Annotated in this window: 22 protein-coding genes; 10 read left to right on the top strand and 12 right to left on the bottom strand. The window is 62.1% G+C overall.

What is annotated here, in order from left to right; all coding sequences use genetic code 11:
• Window positions 1-2: 2 nt before the first annotated feature.
• Entirely contained in the window at window positions 3-830 is an 828-nt protein-coding gene (locus GU3_RS04245) for a carbon-nitrogen hydrolase family protein (protein ID WP_014291315.1), read from the top strand.
• Window positions 827-2,272 (top strand): metalloprotease TldD, encoded by a 1,446-nt coding sequence (tldD, locus tag GU3_RS04250; RefSeq protein WP_014291316.1) that lies wholly within the window; start codon window positions 827-829, stop codon window positions 2,270-2,272. Before GU3_RS04245 ends, tldD begins: the two co-directional genes overlap by 4 nt.
• Window positions 2,273-2,390: 118 nt before the next feature.
• Here tldD and yjgA read toward each other — a convergent pair whose 3' ends face one another.
• The gene (yjgA, locus tag GU3_RS04255) at window positions 2,391-2,912 is read right to left on the bottom strand and encodes a ribosome biogenesis factor YjgA (RefSeq protein WP_014291317.1); all 522 of its coding nucleotides are present in this window, start codon (window positions 2,910-2,912) and stop codon (window positions 2,391-2,393) included.
• Window positions 2,913-3,015: 103 nt separating this feature from the next.
• Here yjgA and pmbA point away from each other — a divergent pair, with 103 nt between their 5' ends.
• Window positions 3,016-4,356 (top strand): metalloprotease PmbA, encoded by a 1,341-nt coding sequence (pmbA, locus tag GU3_RS04260; RefSeq protein ID WP_014291318.1) that lies wholly within the window; start codon window positions 3,016-3,018, stop codon window positions 4,354-4,356.
• Window positions 4,357-4,562: 206 nt separating this feature from the next.
• Here pmbA and mgtE read toward each other — a convergent pair whose 3' ends face one another.
• Genes mgtE through GU3_RS04315 form a run of 11 tightly spaced genes read right to left on the bottom strand, consistent with a single transcriptional unit; the run spans window position 4,563 to window position 12,608 of the window.
• The gene (gene mgtE / locus GU3_RS04265) at window positions 4,563-5,924 is read right to left on the bottom strand and encodes a magnesium transporter (protein ID WP_014291319.1); all 1,362 of its coding nucleotides are present in this window, start codon (window positions 5,922-5,924) and stop codon (window positions 4,563-4,565) included.
• Window positions 5,925-5,942: 18 nt separating this feature from the next.
• The gene (locus GU3_RS04270) at window positions 5,943-6,218 is read right to left on the bottom strand and encodes an HPr family phosphocarrier protein (RefSeq protein ID WP_014291320.1); all 276 of its coding nucleotides are present in this window, start codon (window positions 6,216-6,218) and stop codon (window positions 5,943-5,945) included.
• The gene (gene rapZ, locus GU3_RS04275; protein WP_014291321.1) at window positions 6,205-7,071 is read right to left on the bottom strand and encodes an RNase adapter RapZ; all 867 of its coding nucleotides are present in this window, start codon (window positions 7,069-7,071) and stop codon (window positions 6,205-6,207) included. Before rapZ ends, GU3_RS04270 begins: the two co-directional genes overlap by 14 nt.
• Before the next feature lie 9 nt (window positions 7,072-7,080).
• On the bottom strand, window positions 7,081-7,527 hold the full coding sequence (ptsN, locus tag GU3_RS04280) for a PTS IIA-like nitrogen regulatory protein PtsN (RefSeq protein ID WP_014291322.1): 447 nt from the start codon (window positions 7,525-7,527) through the stop codon (window positions 7,081-7,083).
• Window positions 7,528-7,529: 2 nt separating this feature from the next.
• Window positions 7,530-7,817, bottom strand: a complete 288-nt coding sequence (gene hpf, locus GU3_RS04285; RefSeq protein WP_014291323.1) for a ribosome hibernation promoting factor — start codon at window positions 7,815-7,817, stop codon at window positions 7,530-7,532.
• A 24-nt stretch (window positions 7,818-7,841) separates the two neighbouring features.
• Window positions 7,842-9,278, bottom strand: a complete 1,437-nt coding sequence (locus GU3_RS04290) for an RNA polymerase factor sigma-54 (protein ID WP_014291324.1) — start codon at window positions 9,276-9,278, stop codon at window positions 7,842-7,844.
• A gap of 41 nt (window positions 9,279-9,319) precedes the next feature.
• The gene (gene lptB / locus GU3_RS04295) at window positions 9,320-10,045 is read right to left on the bottom strand and encodes an LPS export ABC transporter ATP-binding protein (protein WP_014291325.1); all 726 of its coding nucleotides are present in this window, start codon (window positions 10,043-10,045) and stop codon (window positions 9,320-9,322) included.
• A gap of 2 nt (window positions 10,046-10,047) precedes the next feature.
• On the bottom strand, window positions 10,048-10,569 hold the full coding sequence (lptA, locus tag GU3_RS04300; RefSeq protein WP_014291326.1) for a lipopolysaccharide transport periplasmic protein LptA: 522 nt from the start codon (window positions 10,567-10,569) through the stop codon (window positions 10,048-10,050).
• The gene (lptC, locus tag GU3_RS04305) at window positions 10,538-11,086 is read right to left on the bottom strand and encodes an LPS export ABC transporter periplasmic protein LptC (protein WP_014291327.1); all 549 of its coding nucleotides are present in this window, start codon (window positions 11,084-11,086) and stop codon (window positions 10,538-10,540) included. The genes lptA and lptC overlap by 32 nt, the downstream gene beginning before the upstream one ends.
• Window positions 11,083-11,637 carry a 3-deoxy-manno-octulosonate-8-phosphatase KdsC gene (kdsC, locus tag GU3_RS04310; protein WP_202798287.1) on the bottom strand — a complete coding sequence of 185 codons (555 nt, stop codon included), beginning with the start codon at window positions 11,635-11,637 and terminating at the stop codon, window positions 11,083-11,085. Before kdsC ends, lptC begins: the two co-directional genes overlap by 4 nt.
• The gene (locus GU3_RS04315) at window positions 11,634-12,608 is read right to left on the bottom strand and encodes a KpsF/GutQ family sugar-phosphate isomerase (protein ID WP_014291329.1); all 975 of its coding nucleotides are present in this window, start codon (window positions 12,606-12,608) and stop codon (window positions 11,634-11,636) included. Before GU3_RS04315 ends, kdsC begins: the two co-directional genes overlap by 4 nt.
• A 175-nt stretch (window positions 12,609-12,783) precedes the next feature.
• Here GU3_RS04315 and mlaF point away from each other — a divergent pair, with 175 nt between their 5' ends.
• Genes mlaF through murA form a run of 7 tightly spaced genes read left to right on the top strand, consistent with a single transcriptional unit; the run spans window position 12,784 to window position 17,287 of the window.
• Window positions 12,784-13,584 (top strand): phospholipid ABC transporter ATP-binding protein MlaF, encoded by an 801-nt coding sequence (gene mlaF, locus GU3_RS04320; protein ID WP_014291330.1) that lies wholly within the window; start codon window positions 12,784-12,786, stop codon window positions 13,582-13,584.
• Window positions 13,574-14,353, top strand: a complete 780-nt coding sequence (mlaE, locus tag GU3_RS04325) for a lipid asymmetry maintenance ABC transporter permease subunit MlaE (RefSeq protein ID WP_014291331.1) — start codon at window positions 13,574-13,576, stop codon at window positions 14,351-14,353. Before mlaF ends, mlaE begins: the two co-directional genes overlap by 11 nt.
• 6 nt (window positions 14,354-14,359) lie before the next feature.
• Window positions 14,360-14,833, top strand: a complete 474-nt coding sequence (gene mlaD / locus GU3_RS04330; RefSeq protein ID WP_014291332.1) for an outer membrane lipid asymmetry maintenance protein MlaD — start codon at window positions 14,360-14,362, stop codon at window positions 14,831-14,833.
• Between the two features lie 25 nt (window positions 14,834-14,858).
• On the top strand, window positions 14,859-15,491 hold the full coding sequence (locus GU3_RS04335) for a phospholipid-binding protein MlaC (protein WP_041542919.1): 633 nt from the start codon (window positions 14,859-14,861) through the stop codon (window positions 15,489-15,491).
• On the top strand, window positions 15,488-15,772 hold the full coding sequence (locus GU3_RS04340; protein ID WP_014291334.1) for a lipid asymmetry maintenance protein MlaB: 285 nt from the start codon (window positions 15,488-15,490) through the stop codon (window positions 15,770-15,772). The genes GU3_RS04335 and GU3_RS04340 overlap by 4 nt, the downstream gene beginning before the upstream one ends.
• Window positions 15,759-16,019: a BolA family protein gene (locus GU3_RS04345; RefSeq protein ID WP_041542921.1), complete on the top strand. Its 261-nt coding sequence runs from the start codon at window positions 15,759-15,761 to the stop codon at window positions 16,017-16,019. Before GU3_RS04340 ends, GU3_RS04345 begins: the two co-directional genes overlap by 14 nt.
• Before the next feature lie 11 nt (window positions 16,020-16,030).
• The gene (gene murA, locus GU3_RS04350; RefSeq protein ID WP_014291336.1) at window positions 16,031-17,287 is read left to right on the top strand and encodes a UDP-N-acetylglucosamine 1-carboxyvinyltransferase; all 1,257 of its coding nucleotides are present in this window, start codon (window positions 16,031-16,033) and stop codon (window positions 17,285-17,287) included.
• Window positions 17,288-17,411: the final 124 nt, after the last annotated feature.

Here is a 17,411-nt window from a genome sequence, read left to right on the forward strand (position 1 = left end):
ACATGGAACTGGTAGCCCTGCAACTGAATGCCGGCGCCGACTGGCCCGCCAACCAGGAACGGATTGAAGCCCTGCTGGAGCGCCTGCCCGCCACCCGGCCGCTGCTGGTGCAGCTGCCGGAAAATGCCGTGGTGTTTGGTGGTCGCGAGGCGGTCGCGCGGGTGGCCGAGCCGCTGGGGGAAGGGATCATACAGGACTGGTTTGCAGATCAGGCACAACGCCGTGGCATCTGGCTGGTGGTGGGCTCAATGCCCACTCGTATAGAGGGCTGCGACAAACTGCACACCAGTTGCCTGGTGTATGATGATCAGGGAAGGCGGGTCGCCTGCTACCACAAGCTGCACCTGTTTGATGTGGACGTGGCCGATGGCCATGGCCGCTACCGGGAGTCGGACAGTTTCAGCCCGGGTAATGAACTGTGCGTGGTGGACAGTCCCTTTGGCCGCCTGGGGCTGTCGATCTGCTATGATCTGCGCTTTCCCGAGCTGTATCGCGCCCTGCGCGAGCGGGGCGCCGATATTTTAATGGTGCCGGCGGCCTTTACCCAGGTCACCGGCAAGGCACACTGGCTGCCCTTGCTGCAGGCCAGGGCCATTGAAAACCAGTGCTATGTGCTGGCCGCCGCCCAGGTTGGCGACCATGCCGGCGGGCGGCAGACCTGGGGCCACTCGGTGATCCTGGATCCCTGGGGCGAAATTTGTGCCTGCCTGCCCAAGGGCGAAGGCCTGATCGTGGCCACCCTTGATAACACGCGCCTCGACAGCGTGCGCCGGCAAATGCCGGTAGCCCAACATGCCCGCCTGCGAGCGGTGTGGAGAGATAACCAATGAGTATTGAACAGATCAATCAAAGCCTGCTGGTGCCCAACGAGCTGGACATGGCCCTGCTCGACGCCCAGCTGGCGCGGCTGAGCCGCCACCAGATCGACTTTGCCGATCTGTACTTTCAGAACAGCGTGCACGAGTCCTGGGTACTGGAAGACGGCATCGTCAAGGATGGCAGTTACAACATTGAGCAGGGCGTGGGGGTGCGCGCCGTCAGTGGTGAAAAGACCGGCTTTGCCTATTCCGACGAGCTCACCGCCGCCGCCCTGGATCAGGCGGTGAGTGCCGCCCGGGGCATTGCCGCCCATGGTGGCGACGGCCGTTTCAAGGTGGGCAAGGCTCAGCCGGTGGTGGCCCGTTACTCGGCGCTGAACCCCCTCGACAGCCTGAGCCGGGAGCAGAAGATTGCCCTGCTGCAGCAGATGGACGCCTTTGCCCGCAGCCTGGAGCCGGCCGTGACCCAGGTGATTGCCTCCATTTCCGGGGTGTATGAAGAAGTGCTGGTGCTGGCCACCGACGGTACCCTGGCCACGGATCTGCGCCCCTTGGTGCGACTGAACTGCTCGGTGCTGGCGGAGCGCAATGGCCGGCGCGAACGGGGCAGCAGCGGCGGTGGCGGCCGCTTTGGCTACGACTACTTTCTGGAAGAGATCGACGGCCAGCCCCGGGCCTTGGGGTATGTCAAGGAAGCGGTGCGCCAGGCCCTGGTCAACCTGGAGGCGGTGGACGCCCCCGCCGGCACCATGCCGGTGGTACTGGGCGCCGGCTGGCCCGGCGTACTGCTGCACGAGGCGGTGGGCCACGGCCTGGAAGGGGACTTCAACCGCAAGGGGTCTTCCGCCTACTCCGGCCGTATCGGCGAGCAGGTGGCCTCAAGTCTGTGCACCATAGTGGACGACGGCACCCTGGCCAACCGCCGCGGCTCGCTGACCATCGACGACGAGGGCACCGCCAGCGGCTATAACGTGCTGATCGAGAACGGCGTGCTCAAGGGCTATATGCAGGACAAGCTCAATGCCCGGCTGATGGGCATGGCGCCCACCGGCAACGGCCGGCGCGAGTCCTACGCCCACCTGCCCATGCCGCGCATGACCAACACCTATATGCTGCCCGGCCAGACCCCGCCGGAGGAGATCATTCGCAGTGTGAAAAAGGGCATTTACGCCCCCAACTTTGGCGGTGGCCAGGTGGACATCACCTCGGGCCGGTTCGTGTTTTCCGCCTCCGAGGCCTATCTGATTGAGGACGGCAAACTGACCGCCCCCCTCAAGGGGGCGACCCTGATCGGCAATGGCCCCGAGGCCATGAGCCAGGTGTCCATGGTGGGTAACGATCTGAGTCTGGACGCCGGCGTGGGGGTGTGCGGTAAGGATGGCCAGAGCGTGCCGGTGGGGGTGGGCCAGCCGACCCTCAAGCTGGATCGCATGACGGTCGGCGGCACTCAGTAAGCTTTCGCTGAAAGCAACAACGCCGGCATATTGCCGGCGTTGTGGTCTGGAGCGCGGGTCTGTCCCTGAATAGGGGCCGCTTGCCCGCCAGTGGCCGCGCAGCGGCACACTGCTGCCGTCAGGACGTCAGGTTTTCCTTCAGGTACTGGAACAGCTCCCGGTAGGCCTTGGGGGGCAGGCCGGCGGCCAGCTCCTTGCGGCCGGTGCGGGCCAGCTGGCGCAGCTTCTGACGATCCAGCTGATGATGCTCGGCCACCAGAGCGTTCACCGCCTTGTCGCCTTCCTTGATCAGCCGATCCCGCCATTGCTCCAGCTTGTGAAAATGGGCGTTTGCCACGGCACTTTTCTGATCAAAGGCGTTGAGCGCCTCGCGAATGGCGGTGACGTCCCGGCTGCGCATCAGCTTGCCGATAAACTGCATATGGCGGCGCTGGGCCTCACGCTTGTTGGCCAGCTTGTGGGCCAGGGCAATGGCATCCTTGAGCTCATCGTCCAGGGGCACCTTGGCCAGATCGCTTGGCTTGAGCTTGACCAGATCCATGCCCAGTTGCTGCAGGGCGTGGCTTTCCCGCTTCATTTCGCTTTTGCTGACCCACTCGATGTCGTCGTCGTGGTCCGGGTGGTCGTCGTGATGGCGCATGGCATTTCTCTTGCAAATCGTTAGTTGCGATTATTCTACCAGCTTCTCCCAAGGGGCGCAGGGGTCTGTTATGCTAACTGCAAACGGAACCAGCGAATTCATTATGACTCCCGAAGAGATTCACACCGAACAGCGCCAGCTTGAACTGGCGGTAGAGCAGGCGCTGGACAGCGCCAAACGCCTGGGGGCCGAGGCGGCGGAAGTATCCATCAGCAAGCAGACCGGGCTGTCGGTCAACACCCGTAATGCCGAGCTGGAGAACATCGAGTTCAACAAGGATGGCGCCCTGGGGATTGCCGTCTACCGGGACGGCCGCAAGGGCTCGGCCTCTACCTCGGATCTGCGTCCCGATGCGATTGCCCGTACCGTGGCGGCGGCCCTGGACATCTCCCGTTACACCACCGCCGACCCTTGCGCCGGTCTGGCCGATGCCGACCAGCTGGCCTGGCAGGCCCCCGAGCTTGAGCTGTGTTTTCCCCGGGAAATGGATCCGAATGACTTTATGGAGTTGGCGTTGCGCTGCGAGCGTTCGGCGCTGGGCCGGGATCCGCGCATCAAGCAGTCGGACGGCGCCAGTTTTTCCGCCAATGTGGGTATTCGGGTTTACGGCAACAGCCATGGTTTTATCAAGGGCTACGCCGGCTCCCGCTACGGCATGAGCTGTGTGCTGATCGGTGAGCAGGACGGCGACATGCAACGGGAGTACGGCTACACCTCGGCCCGCCGTTTTGACGAACTGTGGGCCCCCGAGCGGGTGGCCGACGAAGCGGTGAGCCGCACTCTTGGGCGCCTTGGCGGACGCAAGATCGGCACTACCCAGGCGCCGGTACTGTTTCATCCGGACGTAGCGGCGGGCCTGTTCGGTCACCTGGTAATGGCCATCAGCGGCGGCAACCTCTACCGCAAGTCGTCCTTTCTGCTCGACGCCTGCGGCGAGCGGCTCTTTCCCGACTGGCTCTCCATTCACGAACAGCCCCACCTCAACAAGGGGCTGGCCAGTGCGCCCTTTGACAATGAAGGGGTGCGCACCGTTGAGCGCAATATCATTGAGCACGGCGTGCTGCAGACCTACCTGCTGACCAGCTACTCGGCGCGCAAGCTGGGGCTGCCGGTCACCGGCCATGCCGGTGGCATTCACAACTGGACGGTATCGAGCAGCGGCCAGAGCTTTGATGAGCTGCTGAAACAAATGGGCACCGGCCTGCTGGTGACCGAGATGATGGGCCAGGGCGTGAATATCGTGACCGGCGACTATTCCCGGGGCGCCGCCGGCTTTTGGGTGGAAAACGGCGAAATTGCCTACCCGGTGGAAGAGATCACCATTGCCGGCAACCTGAAAACCATGTTCGCCGGCATTCAGGCCATCGGCACCGACGTGGAAACCCGCTCCAGCCTGCATACCGGCTCGGTGCTGATCGACAATATGAAGATAGCCGGACAGTAAAACCCAGCTGTAAGCCATAAGCTGTCAGCTGTAAGAAGGGCCGCATATGCGGCCCTTGGCATTTCTGGCAACTGGGGTTGTGGTAGCTGCCGCTTTAGCCGGCAGAGCCTGTGCAACAGGCTTTGGATGTGTCGGCTGGTCTGCGGTATTGCGCCGGCTAAAGCGGCGCCTACAGCTAACTCCTGAACAGCTTCTGGCTTCCCGCTTCAGTGCAGCAGGATCAGCGTGGCCAGCCCCAGGAAAGACAGCAGGCCCACGGTATCGGTGATGGTGGTCAGCGCCATGGAGCCGGCCAGGGCCGGGTCGATATTGAAGCGCTTCATGACCAGCGGAATGCTGGCGCCGGCCAGGCCCGCCACCGACAGGTTGATAAACATGGCGGCGGCGATCACCAGACCGATTTCCCAACTGCCCTTCCACAGGCTGACCACAACGGCGATGGCCAGGGCCCACACCATGCCGTTAATGAGGCCCACCAGGGCTTCCTTGGTCAGCAGCCAGCGGGCGTTGCTGTCACCGATATGGCCCACCGCCATGCCCCGGATCACCAGCGCCAGGGTCTGATTGCCAGCGATGCCGCCCATGGACGGCACTATGGTCATCAGAATGGCCAGGGTGGCCAGCTGCGACAGGGTTTCTTCGAACATGTTGGACACGCTGGCCGCCACCAGGGCGGTACCCAGGTTGACGGTGAGCCAGATGGAGCGGCGGCGGGCACTGATCAGCACCGGCGCGAAGGTGTCTTCGTCGTCGTCCATCTTGGCCATGCCCATCATGGAGTGCTCGCCTTCCTCGCGAATAATATCGACCACGTCATCGATGGTAATGCGGCCCAACAACTGGTTGCTGTCGTCCACTACCGGGGCCGACAGCCAGTCGTGGCGCTCAAACAGGTTGGCCACCTCGGTGTCGGTCATGGTCAGGGGAATGGCTTCTACCGTGGTGTCCATGGCTTCCGCCACCGTGGTGGTGGGGGACTGCACCACCAGGCTGGCCAGGGAGATATCCCCCAGCAAGCGGTTGTGCTGATCCACCACATAAAGGGTGTCGGTGCCTTCCGGCAGTTCGCTGTGGCGGCGCAGGTAACGCAGCACCACATCGATGGTAACGTCCGGGCGCAGGGTAATGAACTCGGTGTTCATCAGCGAGCCGGCGGTGTCTTCCGGGTAGGACAGGGCCAGCTCGGCCCGGTGCCGGTCCTGCTCGTCCATTTCGGTGAGCACCTGATTGAACAGCTGCTCCGGCAGATCCCTGAGCACATAGGCCAGATCGTCCGACTCCATGTCTTCCAGGGCGCTGGCCAGTTTTTCCGGCTCCATCAGCCGAATGATGCCGTCCCGTACCTCTTCCGACAGCTCTTCCAGGATCTCGCCGTAGTCGTCGGGATCGATCAGCTGCCACAGCACCTTGCGGCTGGGTGAAGGAGACGATTCCAGCAGCCAGGCCACGTCCCCCGGGCGCATTTGTTGCAGCATGCGGCGTACGTGCACGAACATGCCGCTGTTCAGGGCCTGGGTAATGGTTTCCAGATGATCCGGGGTGCTGCTTTGCTCTGCGGGCTCTGTCATTCGGTGTCCGGCTGAGGGTTATTCCGACTCGTTGAAACGATCTGCCACCAGCCGGGCCACGGCGTCCATGGCCGCCTGGGCATCCGGCCCTTCCGCCACCACGCGAATGGCGTGCCCCTGGGCGGTTTCCAGCATCAAGAGTCCCATCACGCTGTTGGCGGGGGCCTGTTTGTGCTGGTTGCAGACGGTCACTTCGGCGTCGAATTGCTGGGTCAGCTGCACCAGCTGAATGGCGGCCCGGGCATGCAGCCCCAGTTTATTGACGATCTGCAGGTCGCGTTCAATTTTCGGCATGGCGTTTTTCCAGGGTACGATGGCGCAGTTGCACGCTTTTGCCCAACTGGGTAAAGACCCGGGCCAGTTGTTCGGCGATGAACACCGAGCGGTGCTGGCCGCCGGTACAGCCGATGGCCACGGTGACGTAACTGCGATTGTTGCGCTCCAGGTGGGGCATCCAGGTGATCAGCAGGTTTTCCAGCTGCCACAGGTATTTCATCACCTCCGGCTGGCTGCCCAGGTAGTCGGCCACCGGTTGATCCTGGCCGGTATAGGGGCGAAGTTCGGCAATCCAGTGGGGATTGGGCAGAAAGCGGGCGTCAAACACGAAGTCGGCGTCCTTGGACACACCGTATTTGTAGCCAAAGGACTCGAACACCCAGTTCAGCTCCTTTTCCTTTTTGCCGAGAATGCGTTCACGAATGATCTCGCTGAGATCGTGAATGCTCAAGGCGGAAGTGTCGATGCGCAGATCCGCATCCGACGACAGCGGCGCCAGCAGGTGGGTTTCTTCGCGAATGGCCTCGTCCAGGGTCAGGCTGTGGCGGGACAGGGGATGCAGCCTACGGGTGTCGCCAAAACGACGGATCAGCACCGAGTTGTCGGCGTCGATAAAGAAGCTGGACAGCTGCACGTCGTCCATGGCCCGCACTTCGGCGAGAAAGGCCTCAAGCTGCTCGGGACTGTCGGGCAGGTTGCGTACGTCTATGCTCACGGCCACGGCCCCGGGCTTGTCCTGGCGCAGACGCACCAGCTCCGGCAGCAGTGCCACCGGCAGGTTGTCGACGCAGTAGTGGCCGAGATCCTCAAGCACCCGCAACGCCACTGTCTTGCCCGACCCGGAACGGCCACTGACAATCACCAGCTGCATCTTGGCTCCTCAGGCTGAAATCATGATTTGATAAAGTTCTTCGTCACTGCCGGCCTGACGCAGTTGCCGGCAGACCTGCTTGTTGCTCAGCTTCTCGGCGATCAGCGACAGGGTTTTAAGGTGCTGTTTGCATTCCTGCTCCGGCACCAGCAGGGCAAACACCAGACCGACCGGCTGATTGTCGATGGCATCGAACTCCACTGGCTCGGCAAAGGTAAGCAGTACGGCCGTCGCCTTGTTGTCATTACCGATCCGGCCATGGGGAATGGCGATGCCGTTGCCAATGCCGGTACTGCCCATTTTCTCCCGGGCCAGCAGACAGTCAAAAAGCGACTGGCTGCCGATATTGAGGTGGTCGGCAGCCAGCTCGCTGATGATTTCCAGAGCACGTTTTTTGCTCGTGCAGGGAACTGCACTGCGGGTGCAGTCCCTGCTTAGTATGTCGGCGACTTCCATGGTTACTTTTGCTTGAGCTTCTCTTTGTGTTTGATGATCTGGCGATCCAGCTTGTCGATGAGGCCATCGATGGCGGCATACATGTTTTCGTGCTGGGCGTTGGCGAACAGCTCACCGCCACTGACATGCAGCTTGGCCTCGGCAATCTGCTGCATTTTTTCCACATTGAGGATGACGTGCGCATTGGTGATGTGATCGAAGTGGCGTTCCAGCCGGGAAAACTTGCTGTTTACATAATCACGCAGTGCATCGGTGATTTCGACATGGTGTCCAGTCAGATTAATTTGCATAACGTCTTCCTTCTGTCGTTGCCTTTAAACCAGGCGTTTGCGCTGATTGGAAGGGGGAATGGCCAGTGACTCCCTGTACTTGGCGATGGTCCGCCTGGCCACCTTGATCCCCTGGTCGGCCAGCAGCTGGGCAATTTTGCTGTCGCTCAGCGGCTTGGCCGGGTTTTCGGCCCCGACCAGTTTTCTGATCAGGGCGCGAATTGCCGTGGAAGAACACTCACCGCCATCGTCGGTGCCCACATGGCTGGAGAAGAAGTACTTGAGTTCAAACACGCCTCTGGGGGTGTGCATGAACTTCTGGGTGGTCACCCGGGAAATGGTGGACTCATGCATTTCCACCGCCTCCGCCACATGGTTCAGCACCATGGGCTTCATGGCCTCTTCTCCATACTCAAAGAATGCCTGTTGTTGTTCAACAATACAATTGGCAACCTTGAGCAGCGTCTCATTTCGGCTTTCAAGGCTTTTGAGGAACCATTTGGCATCCTGCAAATGGTTGCGAATAAACTGGCCGTCTTCGCTGTTTCTGGGCTTGTTGGCCAGGGCCGCATAGGTCTGGTTGAGCCGTACCTTGGGCATGGCCTCGGGGTTGAGCTCCGCCACCCAGGCGCCGCTGCGTTTGGTGACCACCACGTCGGGAATAACGTATTCGGAGTTGCCCTGAAGAATGCTGCTGCCGGGGCGGGGCTCGAGCTGCTGGATCAGGGCCAGCACTGCGCGCAGCTCCTCTTCCCGGAGTTTGGTCTTGCGCTGCAGGCTGCGATAGTCCCGGTTGCCGAGCAGGTCCATGTGCTGCAGCAGCAGGTTGCGGGCCTCGGCCAGCCAGGGGGTGTCGGGCGGAAACTGGTCCAGCTGAATGCACAGGCATTCCTGCACGCTGCGGGCGGCCACGCCGACGGGATCGAAGTGCTGAATGCGCTTGAGCACGGCTTCCACTTCGTCCGCCTCTATGTCCAGCTCGTCCGCCGACACCGCCTGCAGCAAGTCGTTGATATCGGCGGTAAGGTAACCGGCATCGTCGATGGCGTCGATAATGGCCAGGGCAATGGCCTGATCGGTCTCGCTGAAGGGGGTCAGGTTCATCTGCCAGATCAGGTAGTCCTGCAGGCTTTCGGTGGTTTCACCCTGGTAGACGGTGTCTTCCAGCCCTTCCGGCAGGCCGGCGCCGCCGCTGACGGGAGAGGCGGTGTACACCTCTTCCCAGCTGGTGTCCATGGGCAGATCTTCACCCAGCTGGTTGCGCTCCATGGCGGTATCCGAAGCCATCTGCTCTTCGTTGCGGTTGTCGTCGACCTTGATGCTGTCCGGCTCCTCCTGCTCCAGCAGCGGGTTGCTGTCCAGGGCCATCTGGATTTCCTGCTGCAGTTCCATGCTGGACAGTTGCAGCAGGCGAATGGCCTGCTGCAACTGGGGGGTCATGGTCAGCTGTTGGCCAAGGCGTAACTGAAGAGTGGGCTTCATTCGTTGCAACGTCCTTCCTAATCAACCGCGTCGCGGTGCCGTCAAAGGCTGAATTGTTCGCCGAGATAGACCTTTTTGACCTGTTCGTTGGCCAGTATCTCCGCCGGGGTCCCGGCCGCAATCCGATGGCCATGACTGACAATATAGGCCTTTTCGCATACGTCCAGGGTTTCGCGCACGTTGTGATCGGTGATCAGCACGCCCAGACCCCGTTCCTTCAGGTGCAGAATGATCTTCTTGATGTCTATGACAGAAATGGGATCCACGCCGGCAAAGGGTTCATCGAGCAGTATAAAGCGCGGATCTGCCGCCAGTGCCCGGGCGATCTCCACCCGTCGCCGTTCGCCGCCGGACAGGCTCATGCCTAAGCTGTCGCGAATATGGGTGATGTTGAACTCTTCCAGCAGCTGCTCCATTTTTTCGTTACGGCCGTCGGCATTCAGATCCTTGCGGGTCTGCAAGACCGCCATCAGGTTGTCGGCCACGCTCAGGCGGCGAAAAATGGAGGCTTCCTGAGGCAGGTAGCCGATGCCGGCCCGGGCGCGCACATGCATCGGCTCGTGGCTGATGTCCTGATCGTCGATGGTAATGCTGCCCGCGTCCCGCTGCACCAGGCCCACTATCATGTAAAAAGAGGTGGTCTTGCCGGCACCGTTCGGGCCCAGCAGACCCACGATCTGGCCGGTGTTGACGGTCAGGCTGACGTCGGCCACTACCTTGCGGCCCTTGTAGCTTTTCTGTAGCCCGCGCGCTTTCAGTATCGCCATGCTTAGTTCTGATCCTGGTTATCGAGGTCCTGCACCTGCTCGGGCAGGAAGATGGTGGTCACGCGATCCTGGCCGCCCTGGCTTTCGGCTTCCATCTGCTCCTTGTCGATAAAGTAGCGAATGCGGTAACCGGTGACGATGTTGTCGTTTTGCTTGAGTTTGGCGTCCTGCACCAGGGTGATGGTGCGGGCGCGCATGTCATAGTGAATTTCCCGGGCCTCGGCATGCACCGGCTGACCGTTGTTGAGCACTTGCTGGTAGGTGGCCGGGCTGCCCTTGGCGGTCATCGACTGCAGCCCCTGCTCGTTGCGGATCACTACCAGCTCGTCGGCGCGCACGTCAATGCTGCCCTGCTTGACCACCACCTGGTCGATAAAGGTGACCTTGTTGTCGGCCAGCTCCACCAGCTGACGCCCGGCGTCGATGGTGACCGGCTGGCGGTAATCGCTGTCTCTGGCCTGTGCCTGACCCAGGCCAAGCAGGCCACCAAGACTAAGGATTGAAATAAGTTGCCCGGGTTTCATTCAGTAATTCCACCGTTTGTTGATCCAGCCTGCCTCGCAGGCCCGTGCCTTCCGCCTGGTATTGCGGGCTTTCCAGCCGCACCCTCTGGTTGGAGCGCAGCCGATTATTGATAAAGTCCATTTCCAGATATTCGGTGGTCAGGGTTTCCACCAGGGCATCCGGTTGCAGCCCCTTGCCGACGACGTTGCCGGTGAGTACGGCGTTGTCGCCGGTGTTGATGGTGCCGTCATTCCCGCTCAGCCGCCACTGGGGCTGGCCATCGGGGGAATAAAGCAAGATAACAGGTTTTTTCATCAGGGTCATGGACAGGGACTCGTAGTACTCTGCATGCTCCGCCTGCATGCCCCGGTAGGGCAGCCCCAGCCGGTTGTACTGTATGCTGGTCAGGTTGGTGGCCACGAAGTCCGGCTGAAAGTCCTGCTCACTGACCGGCGCTCGGCGGTCGTTACCAAACCATTGCCAGGCCGCCAGGGCCACCACGAACAAGGCACCAAACAGCCAGGTCTGGCGGCTCATATACTCATGCCCTCGGCCTGCTCCAGCGTGCCACGGGCATCAAGCAGCAGATCGCACAGTTCCCGTACCGCGCCCCGGCCACCCGGGGTGCGGGTGGTGTAGCCGGCCCGCTGCAGCACCAGCGGATGGGCATCGGCCACTGCCACGCCCAGACCACAGTCCTGCATTACCGGCAAGTCCACCACGTCGTCACCGATGTAGGCCACCTGTTGCGGCGCGAGCTCCAGGCGGGCAAGCAGTTCACCGTAGCTGTGCAGCTTGTCGCTCTGGCCCTGGTAAATGTGGCGCACGCCCAGGGCGCTCATGCGGTCACTGACGATGCGCGAGCTGCGCCCGGTGATCACCGCCACCTCGATACCGGCATTGAGCACCGCCTTGATGCCAAAGCCGTCCCGGGTGCAAAAGCTTTTGTATTCCTCGCCCTCGTTGCCGAGGTAAATCAGGCCGTCGGACAGCACGCCGTCCACGTCGCAGATCAGCAGGCGAACCGCTTTCAGTTGCTGCCAGACCTCTTTGGTTACGGCGCCATACAGGGTTTGTACCGTCATCAGATCACTCCCGCGCGCAGCAAATCGTGCATGTTAAAGGCCCCGACCGGGCGCCGTTCCTCGTCCAGCACCAGCAGGCCGCTTATCTTTTTCTCTTCCATCAGTTTGACCGCCTCCGCCGCCAGCATGCCGGCGGGCACCGTGGTGCAGCTGCGGGTCATCACCTGGGCGATGCGAGTGTGGTGCACATCTATCTTGTGATCCAGGGTGCGGCGCAGGTCACCGTCAGTATAGATGCCGGCCAGCCGGCCTTCGGCGTCGACCACGGCGGTAAAGCCCATGCCGCTGCGGCCGATTTCCAGCAGCGCCTCAATCACCAGGGTATCGAGGGCGACTTTCGGCACCCGCTCTTCCTTGTGCATGATGTCCGCCACCCGCAGCAGCAGCCGCTTGCCCAGGGCGCCGCCCGGATGGCTGAGGGCGAAGTCGTCAGCGGTAAAACCGCGGGCTTCCAGCAGTGCCACCGCCAGGGCGTCGCCCATGGCCAGGGTGGCGGTGGTGCTGGCGGTGGGGGCCAGCCCCAGGGGGCAGGCTTCCTGCTCGACCCGGGTACACAGGTGCACGTCCGCCTCCCGGGCCATGGTGGACTCGGGCTTGCCGGTCATGCAGATCAGCTTGAGGCCGCGGCGCTTGAGCACCGGCAGCAGGGCGATGATCTCCTCGCTTTCCCCGGAATTGGACAGGGCCAGCACCACGTCCCGGCTGTCGATCATGCCCAGGTCGCCGTGGCTGGCTTCCCCCGGGTGCACGTAAAAGGCCGGGGTGCCGGTGCTGGCCAGGGTGGCGGCAATCTTGTTGGCAATATGGCCCGACTTGCCCATGCCGGTGACAATCACCTTGCCGGGGCAGTCAAACATCAGCCGGCAGGCACGATTGAAGGACTCATCCAAATATTGATAAAGGCCGTCCAGGGCCGCCTTTTCAATATCGAGAACACGACGGGCGGTGGTACGATAATCAAATTCTGCTGACATGGCTTTCTCCACACTGAGGCGGCGCCATTATAGAAAAGCCCGGCCCGAGAAGCGACCGGCTTGATGCGTTGAGTCCTGAGTCTCCTGGGTCAGAGGGTGGCGCAAATTCGGTGTCATTCGGTTGCCGATATTCGGCCGAACCCCTACAATCCTTTCTTTTTTGCGGGGACACAGCGTGAGTCAAAGCCTTGTCGAGATAAGGGACCTTTGCTTCAGCCATGGTGATCGCACTCTTTACGAGGGCATCAGCATGGACATTCCGCGCGGAAAGATCACCGCCATCATGGGGCCCAGCGGCATTGGCAAAACCACCTTGCTGCGTCTGATCGGCGGTCAGATCAAGCCCGACAGCGGCGAGGTGCGCTTTGACGGCGAGTCGATTCCGTCCCTGGGCCGCCGCCGGCTGTACGAGGTGCGCCGGCGCATGGGAATGCTGTTTCAGAGTGGCGCCCTGTTTACCGGCCTGTCGGTATTTGACAACGTGGCCTTTCCCCTGCGCGAGCACAGCGGCCTGCCGGAAGCCATTATTCACACCCTGGTGATGATGAAGCTGGAAGCGGTGGGCCTGCGCGGGGCCGCCCAGTTGTTTCCGTCTGAGCTCTCCGGCGGCATGGCCCGGCGCGCGGCCCTGGCCCGCAGCATCGCCCTGGATCCGGAACTGATCATGTACGACGAGCCCTTTGCCGGGCAGGATCCCATCAGCATGGGCGTACTGGTACGGCTGATCGCCGAGCTCAACCGGGCCCAGCAGCTCACCTCCATCGTGGTGACCCACGACGTGGACGAGGTGATGACCATCGCCGACTACGCCTACATCATCGCCAATAAAAAGGTGATTGCCGCGGGTACTCCCGAGGAGCTGCGGGTCCATCAGGATCCCCAGGTGATTCAATTTTTGCGGGGCGAGGCGGACGGGCCCGTGCCCTTCCATTACCCGGCCCCGGACTACAGGGAGTCACTGGCTTATGCTGATTGACGTGATTGGCCGTCTCGGCCGCCAGGGGGTGTCCGGTCTCACCGCCCTGGGCCGGGCCGGTTTTATGCTGAGCCACGCCCTGGTGGGGCGGCCGCAGCCGAAAAAGCACTTTCCACTGCTGGTACAGCAATTGCACGTGGTCGGCGTCCAGTCGGTGCTGATCATCCTGGTGTCGGGCATGTTTATCGGCATGGTGCTGGCCCTGCAGGGCTATAACGTGCTGGTGGACTTCGGTGCCGAGGGCAGCCTGGGACCGCTGGTGTCGCTGTCGTTGCTGCGGGAGCTGGGGCCGGTGGTCACCGCCCTGCTGTTCGCCGGCCGGGCCGGCTCTGCCCTGACCGCCGAGCTGGGCCTGATGAAGGCCACCGAGCAGCTGTCCAGCCTGGAAATGATGGGGGTGGATCCACTGCGCCGGGTGGTGGCGCCCCGCTTCTGGGCCGGCTTTATCAGCATGCCGTTGCTGGCGTTTCTGTTCAACATGATCGGTATCTGGGGCGCCAAGCTGGTGGGCGTGGACTGGCTGGGGGTGGACGAAGGCGGCTTCTGGTCTGCCATGCAGGCGGCGGTGGACTGGCAGGAAGACATCATGCAGGGCTTTGTCAAAAGCCTGGTGTTCGCCCTGGTGGTCACCTGGATTGCCCTGTTCAACGGGTTTGATGCCAGGCCCACGGCGGCGGGCATCAGTCAGGCGACTACCCGTACCGTGGTTCATTCTTCTCTGGCGGTGCTGGGGCTCGACTTCGTGCTCACCGCCATCATGTTCGGGTAAGCGATAATGAAATACAGCAAACTGGAATTCAGCGTCGGCTGCTTTATGCTGGCCGGCATCGGCGCCCTGCTGCTGCTGGCCTTCAAGGTGGCCGGCGTGAACGTCAATGGTCAGGGTGAAACCTATACCCTCTATGCCCGTTTTGACAACATCGGAGGCCTCAAGGTACGTTCCCCGGTCAAGGTGGGGGGCGTGGTGGTGGGCCGGGTGGCCGACATCACTCTGGACAGCGGCACTCAGGTGCCGGTGGTGACCCTGGCGGTGAACCGGGAGGCGGGCGAGTTTGCCGAGAGCAGCACCGCCGCCATTCTGACCTCCGGCCTGCTGGGCGAGCAGTACCTGGGCATTACCCCGGGCTTTGCCGACGAGGAGATGGGCATTGGCATGCTCAAGGACGGTGACACCATTGCCGACACCCAGTCCGCCCTGGTACTGGAAGAGCTGATCGGCAAGTTTATTTATTCCATCGGTAAAGACTGAACCGGCGTTGTGCCGAGGAGGAAGCATGAAAACACGACTGATGTCCTGGCTGCTGGTGCTGACCGGCCTGTTTGCGATGCCGGCCCTGGCGGCGAACGATCCTTACGTGCTGGTGGATCAGGTGGCCCAGCGCACCTTTGACCGGCTGGAGCGGGAACAGAATGAAATTTCATCCAACCCCGAGCACCTGCGCACCATAGTGCGGGAAGAAATGCTGCCGGCGGTGGACGTGCGCTTTTCCGCCTTTCGGGTGATTGGCAGCCAGCTCAACCAGACCACCGCCGAGCAGCGCGAACGCTTTGTCGACGCCTTCAGCGATTACCTGGTGGTGACCTATGCCGACGCCCTGGCCGCCTACCGTCAGCAGACCGTCAACATCGGCAAGGGCGCGGTGGGGCCGGAAGACAAGCTGGCGACGGTGCCGGTGACGGTACTGGAGCCGAACAAGCCCGAAATCAAGCTGGAATTCAAGCTGCGCAAAAACAGCCGCACCGGCGAATGGAAAGTATTTGACATGATTGCCGAAGGCATCAGCCTGCTGTCCGCCAAGCAATCGGAGCTCAGTGGCCTTATTCGCCAGAAGGGCATCGATGCGGTCAGCGGCCAGTTGCGTGAGCTGACCAGCAAGCCGGTAACCCCGCTGGACACCGCCCAATGAAACTGACCCGCCCCCTGACCCGGGAGCAGTTGCCTGCCTGGTGGGCGGAGCGTGATACCCTGTTTGCCGAGACCACGGCGGATCTGAGCGGGGTGGAGCGCATCGACTCGGTGGGGCTGGCGTTGCTGGTGCAGTGGAGCCAGGCCCTGGCGGCCCGCGATCAGCGGCTGGCGCTGGGCTCTCCCCCCGACAGCTTTTATCCTCTTGCCGATTTATATGGAGTCAGCTCGCTGTTCGAGCTGGCCAACACCGATTCCCGGAGCCAACATGGATCTGAATAACGAAGTAGAACGCCGGCTGCGCGAGGCCCTGGAGCTGGACGAGCTGTATGTAAAAAGCGAAGGTGATCACTTTCAGGTGATCGCCGTGTCCGGCATCTTCGCCGACATGAGCCGGGTCAAGCGCCAGCAGGCCATCAACGGTCCGCTGATGGACCTGATTGCCCAGAACGCCATTCACGCCCTGAGCGTCAAGACCTTCACTCCCGAGCAGTGGGCCCGGGAGCGCAAATTCATCATGCCGTCCTGACAGGAGCGCGAATGGACAAATTCAGAATTCAGGGCCCCTGCCGGCTGGCCGGTGAGGTGACCATTTCCGGCGCCAAAAACGCGGCTCTGCCGATACTGTTCGGCACCCTGCTGTGCGACGAGGCGGTGCAGCTCTCCAACGTGCCCAGGCTGAAGGACGTGGACACCACCCTGCAGCTGCTGGCTTCCATGGGCGTGAGCGTCAAGGTCAACGGGGATGTCACCGTGCTGGCCGGCGCGGTCAACAGCCACATTGCGCCCTACGAGCTGGTGCGCACCATGCGCGCCTCCATCCTGGCCCTGGGGCCGCTGGTGGCCAAATTCGGCAAGGCCGATGTGTCTTTGCCCGGCGGCTGTGCCATCGGTGCCCGCCCGGTCAACCTGCATATTCACGGCCTGGAACAGATGGGCGCGAACATCAAGGTGGAAGACGGCTACATCAAGGCGCGGGTCGACGGTCGCCTCAAGGGCGCCCATATCCTGATGGACATGGTCAGCGTGACCGGCACCGAGAACCTGATGATGGCGGCGGTGCTGGCGGAAGGGCGCACCATTATCGAAAACGCCGCCCGGGAGCCGGAAGTGGTGGATCTGGCCCACTTCCTCAATGCCCTGGGCGCCAACATTCAGGGCATTGGCCAGGACACCCTGATCATCGACGGCGTCGAGGCCCTGCACGGCGGCAGTTACAGCGTGCAGCCGGATCGCATTGAAACCGGCACCTTCCTGGTGGGTGCGGCCGTGACCGGCGGTGACATCACCTGCCGCAACACGGATCCGCACCTGCTGGAAGCGGTCCTGGTGAAGCTGCGGGAAGCCGGTGCCCTGGTGGAAACCGGCGAGGACTGGATCCGCCTGGACATGACCGGCCGCACCCTGAAGCCGGTGGACATCAAGACCGCGCCCTATCCGGCCTTTCCCACCGACATGCAGGCCCAGTTCACCGTGCTGAATGCGGTGGCCAAGGGCGTGGGCCAGGTGACCGAAACCATCTTTGAAAACCGTTTTATGCACGTGCCCGAGCTGAACCGCATGGGGGCTCACATCGAGCTCAACGGCAACATGGCCATTTGCGGTGACACCGAGCAACTGACCGGCGCCACCGTGATGGCGACCGATCTGCGTGCCTCCGCCAGCCTGGTGCTGGCCGGCTTCGTGGCCGAGGGCACCACCATAGTGGACCGCATCTACCATATCGATCGCGGCTATGAAGTGATTGAAGCCAAGCTGTCCGCCCTGGGCGGCAACATAGAGCGCATCAAGGGCTAAGCCCCGTGACTGGGGACTGGGGACTGGGGATTGGCCTGGTTTCCAGCCCCATTCTTAATTCTTACGCTTTCCTAATCCCTAATCCCTAATCCCTAATCCCTAATTGGACTGGCCCGAAAAAAGT

Source organism: Oceanimonas sp. GK1, assembly GCF_000243075.1.
Classification (GTDB): Bacteria; Pseudomonadota; Gammaproteobacteria; order Enterobacterales; family Aeromonadaceae; genus Oceanimonas.